Consider the following 11,505-nt stretch of genomic DNA (forward strand, 5'->3'; position numbering starts at 1 on the left):
ATTCACGCAGCGTTGGATGAATGGACCCCGGATCAAGTCCGGGGTGACGAAGGTTTGAGAGGCCTATTGCCCATCGCGCCGCGCCTGCGCCGCCTTGGTCAGCAAAGTCGGCCGCGCGGTCGCCGGGTCATCGGGCCAGCTATGCTTGGGATAGCGTCCGCGCATCTCCTTCGCGACCTCGGACCAGCTCCCGCTCCAGAAGGAAGCGATGTCGCGGCTCGTCTGGATCGGGCGGTGCGCAGGCGAGGTCAGAGCGAGGACGAGCGGCACAGGCGGATCGCCGATCGCCGGATGGCGCGCGAGGCCGAACATCTCCTGCACGCGCACGCTGACCGTCGGGCCGCCGTCGGCGCCATAGTCGATCGCATGGCGGCTGCCCGCAGGGGTTACATAATCGGCAGGCGCGAGCTTTTCGAGCAATTGCCGCGCGGGCCAGTCGAGCATCGCCGATAGCGCGTCGGCGAGCCGCTGGTCGCCGATATCGCGCAACCCGCGCGATCTTTCCAGCAAGGGTGCAAGCCACAGGTCGAGGCTGTCGGCGAGCGCGGGCGCCGACAGCGTGTCGAGCCCCGCGAACGACGCGCGCTGGCGCAGCGCCTGCGACACCGGCCCCCAGCCGATCAGCCCGAGCCCCTTCTCGCGCACCGCCGCGAGCCGCACCGCGACGTCATCCTCGGCGCCTTCGGTCCGCCCCGCCTGCCCGCTCGTCAACGCGATCGCGCCGAGGCGGCGCTCGCGGCGATGGTCGACGCGGTCGCTGGCGGCGTCGTAGCTGCTCGCCGAGCGGCTGACGATCTGATCGGCAAAAATCGCCTCGACCTCGGCGAGCGTGATCGCCGCCGCGCCGAGGATGCGCACGCCCGCCGCGTGACCCTGCGCGTCGGCGATGGCGAGCCATTCGCTGTTCGCCAGCGGATCGAGCGGGTCGAGCTTGTAGGCGCGGCCGCCCGCGCTCAGATAGTCGCCGCGCTGCCCCGCACGCCGGCGCGCGACGCGGTCGGGCCACGCTGTCGCGATCCAGCCGCCGACCGACCGCTCGCCGAGCGCCCCCGCATCCGCCGCCAGCCTTTCGCCAAGCCCGGCCAGCCGCTGCGCGAGCCGCCACGCGCCTTCGGCGCGGTCACCCTTCATACCGCGCCAGCGCGAAAGCCGCGCCTCGACATCGACCCCGCGCCCGCCAAGCCCCGGCTCGGTCAGCAGCACCGCGAGCTTCGCCGCCATATCGGCCTCCCCCGCGCGCGCCGCGTCGAGCAGCATGTGCGCGAGCGGCACCGGCAGCGGGATCGCCGCGAGCGCCTTGCCGTGCGCGGTGATCCGCCCGTCGTCGCCGAGCGCGCCGATCGCTTGCAGCCGCGCCTTGGCTTCGGCGACGGCGGCGGGCGACGGCGGGTCGAGCCAGCCTAGTTGGCGCGGATCGACGATGCCCCAGCTCGCGCAATCGAGCACGACCGGCATCAGGTCGTTCTCGTGGATTTCGGGCGGGTCGAAGGGCGGCATCCCCGCCGTCGCCGCGGCTTCCCACAGGCGATAGGCGACCCCCGGCCCCTGCCGCGCCGCGCGGCCCGCGCGCTGCGTCGCCGACGCCTGGCTCGCGCGCTCGGTGACGAGCCGCGCGATCCCGGCGGCCTTGTCGAAGCGCGGACGCCGCGACAACCCCGCGTCGATGACGATCCGCACGCCCTCGATGGTCAAACTCGTCTCGGCGATGCTGGTGGCGAGGATCAGCTTGCGCCCGCCATCAGGATCGCGGACGAGCGCTTTGCGCTGCTGCGCCGGGTCGATCTGGCCGTGCAGCCGGTGGACGACGAGCGGCAGCCGCGCCGCCTCGACCGCCGCCGCCGCGCGCTCGATGTCGGCGGCGCCGGGCAGGAAGGCGAGCATGTCGCCCTCGCCTTCGTCCGCCATCGCCTGCCGCACCGCCGCGAGCACCGACGCCTCCAATCGGTCCTCCGCGCGGCGACCGATATGGCGCAGGTCGAGCGGCCAGCTTTTGCCCTCGCTCTTCACCACCGGCGCATCGCCGAGCAGCGCCCCGAAGCGCGCGCCGTCGAGCGTCGCCGACATGGCGACAAGACGCAGGTCGTCGCGCAGCCCCTGCTGCGCATCGATCGCCAGCGCGAGCGCGAAATCGCCGTCGAGGCTGCGTTCGTGCACCTCGTCGAACAATACGGCGGAGACGCCTTGCAATTCGGGGTCGGCGAGAATGCGGTTGCGGAACAGCCCCGGCGTCATCACCAGCAGCCGCGTCGCCGCCGACTGCTTGCTGTCGAGCCGCGTCGCATAGCCGGCGCGCCCGCCGACCGCCTCGCCCATCTCCTCGGCGATCCGCTCGGCCGCCGCGCGCGCCGCGAGCCGGCGCGGCGACAGCAGCCACACCGCCCCCTTGCACCAGGGTTGACCCAGCAGCGCGGGCGCGACCCGCGTCGTCTTGCCCGCCCCCGGCGGCGCAACGACGACGGCATTGGGCTTCAGCAGCAGCGCCGCCATAATGTCGGGCAGCACCGCATCGATGGGGAGCGACTGTCGAGGTTCGCGATCCGGGTTCACGACTGTCCCTCCACCGACACCCCATCACCCGCTTCCCCGAGCGAAGTCGAGGGGCATATTCGAGCGAAGCGAGAACCCGTGACCTCGCTGCCTCGACTTCGCTCGGCAAAGCCCCTCGGCTTCGCTCGGGGAAACGGGATCAATTTCAACCTTATCCGTTCAATAAGCGCGCGCCACCGCGAAGGCGACCGCTTCGGTCAGCGCATTCTTCGCCTGGCTCGCGCGGAAGCCGCCGATCGCGTCGACCGCGCGCTGGCCGTAATGGCGCGCCCGCGCCAGCGTGTCGGCGATGGTGTCGTGCTTCAACAGCAGGCTCGTCGCATGGGCAAGGTCCGCGTCCGACGTGCGGTGTCCGACGATCGCCTGTTTCCAGAATTCGCGCTCCTCGGCGCTGCCGCGCGCATAGGCGAGGATGACGGGCAGCGTCACCTTGCCGTCGCGAAAGTCGTCGCCGACCCCCTTCCCCATCGTTTCCGCGTCGGAGACATAGTCGATCGCATCGTCGACGAGCTGGAAAGCGATGCCGAGGTTGCGGCCATAGGCATCGAGCGCCGCTTCGGTCGCGTCGTCGCGCTCGGCGACGACCGCGGCGATCTTGCACGCCGCGGCGAACAGTTCGGCGGTCTTGGCGTTGATGATCGCGAGATACTGGTCCTCGCTCGTCTCGATCCGGCGCTGCGCCGAAAGCTGGTTGACCTCGCCCTCCGCGATCACCGCCGAGGCGCGCGAGAGGATCTTCAGCACCTTGAGCGACCCGTCCTCGACCATCACCTCGAAAGCGCGGCTGAACAGGAAGTCGCCGACCAGCACCGAGGCGCTGTTGCCCCAGATGATGTTCGCGGTCTTGCGGCCGCGGCGCAGGTCCGATCCGTCGACGACATCGTCGTGGAGCAGGGTCGCGGTGTGGATGAACTCAACCGCGGCGGCAAGCTTGCAATGGCGGTGGCCCGGATAGTCGAGCAGCTTGCCGCAGGCGAGCGTCAGCATCGGCCGCATCCGCTTGCCGCCGCCCGCGATCAGATGGCCAGCCAGTTCGGGGATCAGCGGAACTTCGGACTGCATCCGGTCGAGAATGACCGCATTCACCTCGTTCATGTCGGCGGCGACGAGCGCCATCATCGGGTCGAGCGAGGGCGGCCGGTCGCCGTGGAGCAGGTGGATGTCCGCAGTCATGACAAGCGCCGCCTTGGCCGTGCGCCTGCAAATTTGCAACGACTTTCGGCTTGCCTTGGTCCCCCGCCCGGTGCCAAGCGGGCCGGGCATCGCAAGGAGCCGCGCATGGACGATCAACTCAGCCGTTACCGCCAGAGCATCGACAATATCGACGCCGCGCTCGTCTATATGCTGGCCGAGCGGTTCAAGGTGACGAAGGCGGTCGGCGAACTCAAGGCGCGGATCGACCTGCCCCCCGCCGACCCTAGCCGCGAGGCGCGGCAGGTCGAGCGACTGCGCAGCCTCGCCCGCGATGCCGATCTCGATCCCGATTTCACCGAAAAATTCCTGCGCTTCATCATCGACGAAGTGATCCGCCACCACGAGCAAGCCAAAAGGGAGAGCGAGGCATGACCCATCCGATCTTCGCCAAATGGCCGGCCCAGCACCCCGACCGGCTCCAGCTTTTCGGCCTGCCGACGCCGAACGGGGTCAAGGTCAGCATCATGCTCGAGGAATGCGGCCTGCCCTATGAGGCGCACCGCATCGACATCGGGGCGAACGAAAGCCACGATCCCGCTTTCCTGGCGCTCAACCCGAACGGCAAGATTCCCGCGATCTACGACCCCGACGGCCCCGGCGGCAAACCGCTGGCGCTGTTCGAATCGGGCGCGATCCTGATCTATCTGGCCGACAAGACGGGGCAGTTCCTGCCGAAGGACGGCCCCGCACGCTACGAAACCATCCAGTGGCTGATGTGGCAGATGGGCGGCGCCGGGCCGATGTTCGGCCAGCTCGGCTTCTTCCACAAATTCGCCGGGCGCGATTATGAGGACAAACGCCCGCGCGACCGCTACGCGGCGGAATCGGCGCGGCTGCTCAGCGTTCTCGATGGCCGGCTCGATGGGCGCATCTGGATCATGGACGCGGACTACAGCATCGCCGACATCTCGCTGCTCGGCTGGGTGCGCAACCTGATCGGCTTCTACGACGCGGCCGAGATCGTCGGGTTCGAGCGGTTCAAGAACGTCCAGGCATGGCTCGACCGCGGCCTCGCCCGTCCGGCGGTGCAGCGCGGACTGGAGGTTTGCGCCGCCTGACGCGGAGCTACAGCCGATCCATCCGGAGCCAGCGCGCGTCGCCGAGCCAGGCCTTCGACAGCGCCCTGTCGGCCGCCGCGGCTTCCAGCTTGTTCCCCTGCCTGGCCTCGCTGCGGCTTAGCCCGTACAACGCCCAGCCGTTGTTCGGCGTCTGCGCCAACGCGCCGCGAAACGCCGCGCTGGCATCGGCATAACGCCCCGCCTGAAACAGCGCCGCCCCCAGCGACTGCCGGACCGGATAATACCAGTAAGCGGGCTCCTGATAGGGAATCCGCCCCTCGATCTCGATCGCCTGCCGATAGAAGGCGATCGCTTCGTCATGACGCCCCCCGGCCGCGGCAAAACGGCCGCGCGCGACCAGTTCGGCGAGCCTCACCAGATCGTCGGCGGGTATGCCCTGATCGATCATGCCCTTCATGGCATCCGATGTTCTGAGCCGCGCCATCGCCGCCAGTTCGCGATCGAAACCGGCTCGATCGCGGAGGCGGGCATAAGCGATGCCACGGGCATAATGGCGCATCGCGGTCGGGTAAGCGAGGCGCGCATTGGGCGCCGCCATCGCCAATATCGCTTTCGGTTCGGCAAATTGCGCCATCGCCAGATAGGGCGCCGCATCGATCGACTGAATCCACGCGATCCGTTCCGACGTCGCGGGGTCGAGCACCGTGCCGAGCCGCTGCGCCTCGCGGATCGCGGTCGGCATGTCGCCGGCCATCTGCGCTGACGTCACGATGAAGTGGATATTGTGCGGATAATAGCCGTAGCGGACGAGGCCGTGATCGCCGGCGCTGCGAATGAAGGCTTCGTCGGCGCGTGCCGCCGCGACATTCACGCGGATCGAATCGGCGTGGCGTCCGCGCAGTTGATAGATATGCCCCGGCATGTGCACGAGATGCGCCGCGCTCGGCGCACGCGGGTTCGCCAGCCGGTCCGCGGCGGCCTCGGCACGCTGCGGATCGCTCGCTTCCATCAGGTGGATATAGAGATGGTTCGCCTGAACATGCGCGGGATTGCGGGCCAGCACGGTTTCGATCAGCCGCACCGCTTCGCCGCTGCGGCCCACCGGCGTTTTCTTGTCGCTCTCCCAATAATTCCACGGGCTGGTGTCCATCGCGGCCTCGGCGGCGAGCACCGCGACATCGTCGTCACCGGGAAAGCGGCGCGCCACATCGAGCATCGCGTCGGCATAGGCCGCATCGAGCGCCGCGCGATCCGCCCCCGGATCGCGCGAATAGCGGCTGGCGACCGCTTCGATCAGCGCCCGCTCCATGGGAGACGCGCCGTCGCGCAGCATCATCGCCCGGTCCATCGCGTCGAGCGCCGCCGCATGGTCGCGGTCGTCCATCGGCGCGTTGATGTTCGGGCCGAGGGCGACCGCTTCGCCCCACCAGCACATCGCGCAATTCGGGTCGAGCCGCTGCGCCTCGCGGAACGAGCGCACCGCACCAGCGTGGTTGAAACCATAGGTCAGGAGCAGCCCCTGGCTGAAATAGCGCCGCGCCTGCGGTTCGCGGGTCGAGACCGGAAACGGCGACGCGGCGAGATCGGCGAAAAGCGGAATCGGCCCCGCCTCGCTCGCCGGCGCCGCGAAGGCGGAAGCGATCAGAAGCTCGCGAGCCAAGCTGGACCCTGCCTTTTCCGCTCCACAGAGCAGGGTGGCAAGACGGCTGGGGTCGAGAGCGTTCAGCGCCGCGGCCGAAAAAACAGGCAAGGTCGTAGAGCTTGAAAGCGAAAACCCGATCCCGAAGATCGCGGCTAATTTGAAGGCCCCGTGCATCATAATTCCCCCTTCCCCAAAGGTGAACCACAAACAGCGCCGGGAACCTAACATGAGGGACCGCTTATCCCAAGCGCGATAGCCGGATGTCTGAAGTCGGCAGACGTCGATCTTTTATCTTTCATCGTCACCCCGGACTTGATCCGGGGTCCATTCGCGCAGCGCTGAGAAAATGGATTCCCGATCAAGTCCGGAATGACGACGGTCTGTTAACGACTGGAAGGCGGCGTTCTTCGTCCCATAGCTTCGTCATTCCCGCTTTCGCGGGAATGACGATGAAGGGAGGCCGCCTACCCCGCCGGCAGCCGCAGACGCACCAGCAATCCGCCCAGATCCTCGCTCTCCTCCAGCGCGATGCTGCCGCCGTAAATCTCCGCCACATCGCGGACGATCGCGAGCCCCAGCCCGGTTCCCGGCTTGCCGCTGTCGAGCCGCACGCCGCGGTCGATCACCCGCTCGCGATCGGCGGGCGAAATGCCCGCGCCATCGTCCTCGACCAGTATCTCGGCCATATTGCCGTCGCGCTGGATCGTCACGAACACGCTGCCGCCGCCATATTTGGCGGCATTTTCGAGGAGGTTGCCGATCAGCTCGTCCAGATCCTGCCGCTCCAGCCGCGCGACAAGCGTCCGGTCGCCTGCCGCGTCGAGGCGGACATCGGGATAGAGCAGTCCAACCGCGCGCGAGACGCTGTCGACGCTCTCGCGGACATTCGCGCGCGCCTGTGCGGCCCCGCGGCGCCCGACCGCGCGCGCGCGCGCGAGATGATGCTCGACCTGCCGCTGCATCGTCGCCGCCTCGCGCCGCACCGTGTTCGCGAGGTCGCTGTCGGAGCCGGTTGCGCTGTTCACGAGCACGGTCAGCGGCGTCTTGAGCGCATGGGCAAGGTTGCCCGCGTGCAGCCGCGCTTCCTCGGCCTGCTTCTCATTATGCGCGAGCAGCGCGTTGAGTTCGTCGACCATCGGCTGCACCTCGAGCGGCAGCGGCGCGGTGACGCGGCGGTTCTGTCCGCCGCGCATCGCGGCGATCGCGCGGCGGATATGACGCAGCGGCAGCAACCCGTAAAAGGTCTGGAGCGCGGCGAGGATGATCAGCCCCAGCCCGAGCAGCGCCAGGCTGGGGATCAATGTCGCGCGCACCGCGCGGGTCTGAAGGTCGAGCGCGTCGCGCGACTGGGCGATCTGGAAGCGCCAGTTGGTCTTGCTGCCCGGAAGCAGGACGTTGCGTTCGAGCACGCGCAACTCCTCGTCGGGAAACTGGTTGCTGTTATAGGTGTGGAGCGCGGTATCGACATGCTCGCGCGGCGGGCGCAGCGTCCGCTCCCACAAGGAGCGCGAGCGGTAGGGTTCCTGCCCCGCGCCGCTGATCTGCCAGTAGAGGCCGCTATAGGGTTCGAGGAAGCGCTGGTCGCCGAGCGGCTCGATCAGCCGCACCTCGCCGTCGGGGCCGATCTCCGACGAGCGGATCATCGCGATCAGCACATATTCGAGGCTCGAATCGAAATTGCGCGTGATCGCCCCGGTCAGCACCCGGTCGAGCGCGAAACCGCCGCCGATCAGCAGCACCGAAATCCAGATCGCCGCGATCGCGATCATGCGCCGCGCGAGACTGCCGGTGACGCGGCTGGTCAGCGCCGCGGGCCGCGGCGGCGTTTCGGTCACGGCGGCCGGGGCGGCGTCCGCCACGCGCGGCTCAGCCCTGCGGATCGTCGAGCTGGTAGCCGAGGCCGCGGATCGTGGTGATGATGTCGGCGCCCAGCTTCTTGCGGATGCGCGTCACGAACACCTCGATCGTGTTCGAATCGCGGTCGAAATCCTGATCGTAGATATGCTCGATCAACTCGGTCCGCGATACGACCTTGCCCTTGTGATGGAGCAGGTAGGACAGCAGCTTATATTCCTGCGCGGTGAGCTTGACCGGCTCGCCGTCGAGCGTCACGCGGCCCGAGCGGGTGTCGAGGCGGACCTTGCCCGCGATCAGCTCGCTCGACGCATTGCCCGAGGCGCGGCGGATCAGCGCACGCAGGCGAGCGATCAGCTCCTCGGTCTGGAACGGCTTCGCCAGATAATCGTCGGCGCCCGCGTCGAGCCCCGCGACCTTGTCCGACCAACTGTCGCGCGCAGTCAGGACGAGAACGGGGAAATTGCGCTTCTCGCGCCGCCAGCGGTCGAGCACGGTCAGCCCATCGATCTCGGGAAGCCCCAAGTCGAGGATCGCCGCATCGTAATTTTCGGTCGAGCCGAGGAAATGGCCATCCTCGCCGTCGGTCGCGAGATCGACGGCATATCCGGCGCCTTCGAGCGTGGCCTTGAGCTGCGGACCCAGCGTGGGTTCGTCCTCGACAATCAAAATCCGCATTCAGGCGCCTTTCCTTTGCGTGCCGGTATCCCGGCCGCCGTGTCACGACTATGTATCAAGTCCGAACGATCATCGCAAAATGTCGTTGCGGTCCTCGCTCGGCAAATGGGGAATCCAGGGGGGGTCAGGGTTTGCGGCCGACGATCCGGCCGGTGCGGGCATCCACATAGACGATGACGACTTGCGATCCATCCATGAATTTCAGCGCATAGATCATCCGGCGAGAGTCGAACTGCGGCCCGCCAAGATAGGTCATGCCGCTGTAGGGAGGCCGCGCCTTCACTTCCGCCACCAGCCGGTTGAGGGGGATCACCTGCCCCTGGGCCGCGGCGTCGCGCATATTGTCCTGATCGCGCTCGACGCGCGCAGCCGCAGGCGATGCGGCAAGGAGCAAAGCAGAAACGAGCGACAGGGTCAGGGTGCGGATCATGGTCCGGCTTCTAATGCGAACGCATTGAATAAGCGATGAATGAAGCGGACAGCCAATATTCGGCCTCAACCGCATCGGGGGGGAATGGTGGGCGCGACAGGGATTGAACCTGTGACCCCACCCGTGTGAAGGGTGTGCTCTACCGCTGAGCTACGCGCCCATTCCCGTGCCGGCCGAATATCGGGCGGCGTCCGAAAGCCGGCCGTCCATAGCCGCTCGCGCGGGTAATGCAACGCCCATTCGACACCGATTGCCCGGGATCGCCCGGAATCAAATCGGGCCGCGGCTTGCGCCGCGGCCCGAGATGATGTCACCCAAAGGTGCCAGTCAACTTAGTTGACGGCGTCCTTGAGGGCCTTGCCGGCCTTGAACTTCGGCTGGTTCGACGCCGCGATGGTCATCGTTTCGCCGGTGCGCGGGTTGCGGCCGGTCGATGCCTTGCGCTTGCTGACCGCGAAGGTGCCGAAGCCGACGAGACGGACTTCGCCGCCCTTCTTCAGCGCGCCGGTGATCGCGTCGAACACGGCTTCGACCGCCTTGCTCGCATCGCCCTTGGTAAGGCCGCTCGAGTCAGCGACGGCGGCGATCAGGTCTTGTTTGTTCATGCCTAAGGAACCCCTGCATAGGTGGATAGAATGATTCATGGCCCGAAGCCATGGCGCGCCACTAACGATGTTTCCCACTGGGTTGTCAAAGCAAAAATCGCAGAAAACCGCTCCAAAACGCCAATTTTGCGACGAATCAGGGCGAAACGGGGTCCATCGTCGGCCGATCAGTGGCGAATCGCCCTTTCGGGATCGCCGCCGGACACGATCGGGGGCGAAGCGGCAAGCTCGTCGGCTTCGGTCCACTCGATCGGCTCGACCGGCGAGACCAGCGCTTCGGCGAGCACCTGATCGACGTGGCTCACCGGAATGATCTTGAGCTTCGCCGTGATGTTTGCCGGAATTTCAACCAGATCCTTTTCATTCTCTTCGGGAATGAGGACGGTCGTAATCCCGCCGCGCAGCGCCGCGAGCAGCTTTTCCTTGAGACCGCCGATCGCGAGCACGCGGCCGCGCAGCGTGACTTCGCCGGTCATCGCGACATCCTTGCGCACCGCGATCCCGGTGAGCGTCGACACCATCGCGGTGACCATGCCGACACCCGCCGACGGGCCGTCCTTCGGCACCGCGCCTTCGGGCAGGTGGATGTGGATATCCTTGCGCGCGAACAGGCTGGGCTTGATGCCATAGGCCGGCGCGCGGGCCTTTACGAAGGACAGCGCGGCCTGCACCGACTCGGTCATCACTTCGCCGAGCTTGCCGGTGGTGCGGACCTGTCCCTTGCCCGACGCGGTGACGGCCTCGATCGTCAGCAGTTCGCCGCCGACCTCGGTCCAGGCAAGGCCGGTGACCGCGCCGACCTGATCCTCGCCGTCCGAGACGCCGTGGCGGAATTTCCGCACGCCCGCGAACTCCGACAGATTGTCCGGGGTGACGACGACGCTCTCCGCCTTGCCCTCCAGGATCTTGCGCAGCGCCTTGCGCGCCAGCCGCGCAATCTCGCGCTCGAGCGTGCGGACGCCCGCCTCGCGGGTATAATAGCGGATGAGATCGCGCAGCCCTTCGTCGGTCAGCTCGAACTCGCCGGCCTTCAGCCCGTGCGCCTCGACCTGCTTCGCGATCAGGTGACGCTTGGCGATCTCGACCTTCTCATCCTCGGTATAGCCTTCGAGGCGGATGATCTCCATGCGGTCGAGCAACGGCTGCGGCAGGTTCAGCGAATTCGCCGTGGTGACGAACATGATGTCCGAAAGATCGACGTCGATCTCCAGATAATGATCCTGGAACTTCGCATTCTGTTCGGGGTCGAGCACTTCGAGCAAAGCCGAGGCCGGATCGCCGCGGAAATCCTGGCCCAGCTTGTCGATCTCGTCGAGCAGGAACAGCGGGTTCATCGTCCCGGCCTTCTTCAGGTTGGTCACGATCTTGCCCGGCAGCGAGCCAATGTAAGTGCGGCGGTGGCCGCGAATCTCGGCCTCGTCGCGCACGCCGCCCAGCGACTGGCGCACGAACTCGCGGCCCGTCGCCTTCGCGATGCTGCGGCCGAGCGAGGTCTTGCCGACGCCCGGAGGGCCGACGAGGCACAGGATCGGGCCC

The 11,505-nt window shown here is 67.5% G+C and carries 10 protein-coding genes and 1 tRNA gene; 2 read left to right on the forward strand and 9 right to left on the reverse strand.

Going from position 1 to position 11,505, the window contains the following annotated elements; translation table 11 throughout:
• Positions 1-63: 63 nt before the first annotated feature.
• Together hrpB and OJI97_RS05505 are read right to left on the reverse strand one after the other, a co-directional pair.
• Positions 64-2,547, reverse strand: coding sequence for an ATP-dependent helicase HrpB (gene hrpB, locus OJI97_RS05500; RefSeq protein ID WP_297661887.1), 2,484 nt, complete (start codon positions 2,545-2,547; stop codon positions 64-66).
• Between the two features lie 159 nt (positions 2,548-2,706).
• A complete protein-coding gene (locus tag OJI97_RS05505; protein WP_297661889.1) occupies positions 2,707-3,720 on the reverse strand; it encodes a polyprenyl synthetase family protein in 1,014 nt (337 codons plus the stop codon).
• 105 nt (positions 3,721-3,825) lie between these two features.
• Here OJI97_RS05505 and OJI97_RS05510 point away from each other — a divergent pair, with 105 nt between their 5' ends.
• Together OJI97_RS05510 and OJI97_RS05515 are read left to right on the forward strand one after the other, a co-directional pair.
• The gene (locus tag OJI97_RS05510; protein ID WP_297661901.1) at positions 3,826-4,113 is read left to right on the forward strand and encodes a chorismate mutase; all 288 of its coding nucleotides are present in this window, start codon (positions 3,826-3,828) and stop codon (positions 4,111-4,113) included.
• The gene (locus OJI97_RS05515; RefSeq protein ID WP_297661903.1) at positions 4,110-4,799 is read left to right on the forward strand and encodes a glutathione S-transferase N-terminal domain-containing protein; all 690 of its coding nucleotides are present in this window, start codon (positions 4,110-4,112) and stop codon (positions 4,797-4,799) included. The genes OJI97_RS05510 and OJI97_RS05515 overlap by 4 nt, the downstream gene beginning before the upstream one ends.
• Before the next feature lie 7 nt (positions 4,800-4,806).
• Here the strand turns inward: OJI97_RS05515 and OJI97_RS05520 are convergent, their stop codons facing one another.
• From OJI97_RS05520 to lon, 7 genes are all read right to left on the reverse strand, one after another.
• On the reverse strand, positions 4,807-6,576 hold the full coding sequence (locus OJI97_RS05520) for a tetratricopeptide repeat protein (RefSeq protein WP_297661914.1): 1,770 nt from the start codon (positions 6,574-6,576) through the stop codon (positions 4,807-4,809).
• 290 nt (positions 6,577-6,866) lie between these two features.
• Entirely contained in the window at positions 6,867-8,171 is a 1,305-nt protein-coding gene (locus OJI97_RS05525; RefSeq protein ID WP_297661916.1) for a HAMP domain-containing sensor histidine kinase, read from the reverse strand.
• A gap of 97 nt (positions 8,172-8,268) precedes the next feature.
• On the reverse strand, positions 8,269-8,934 hold the full coding sequence (locus OJI97_RS05530; RefSeq protein WP_106000501.1) for a response regulator transcription factor: 666 nt from the start codon (positions 8,932-8,934) through the stop codon (positions 8,269-8,271).
• A gap of 124 nt (positions 8,935-9,058) precedes the next feature.
• Positions 9,059-9,364, reverse strand: a complete 306-nt coding sequence (locus OJI97_RS05535) for a hypothetical protein (RefSeq protein ID WP_297661908.1) — start codon at positions 9,362-9,364, stop codon at positions 9,059-9,061.
• 85 nt (positions 9,365-9,449) lie between these two features.
• Positions 9,450-9,524, reverse strand: a tRNA-Val gene (locus OJI97_RS05540).
• A gap of 172 nt (positions 9,525-9,696) precedes the next feature.
• Complete coding sequence (locus tag OJI97_RS05545; protein WP_011541109.1) at positions 9,697-9,969, reverse strand: HU family DNA-binding protein; 273 nt, start codon at positions 9,967-9,969, stop codon at positions 9,697-9,699.
• Between the two features lie 167 nt (positions 9,970-10,136).
• Positions 10,137-11,505, reverse strand: a 1,369-nt coding sequence (gene lon, locus OJI97_RS05550; protein ID WP_297661912.1) for an endopeptidase La, incomplete at its 5' end; no start/stop codon positions are given.

Source organism: Sphingopyxis sp., assembly GCF_025869345.1.
Classification (GTDB): Bacteria; Pseudomonadota; Alphaproteobacteria; order Sphingomonadales; family Sphingomonadaceae; genus Sphingopyxis.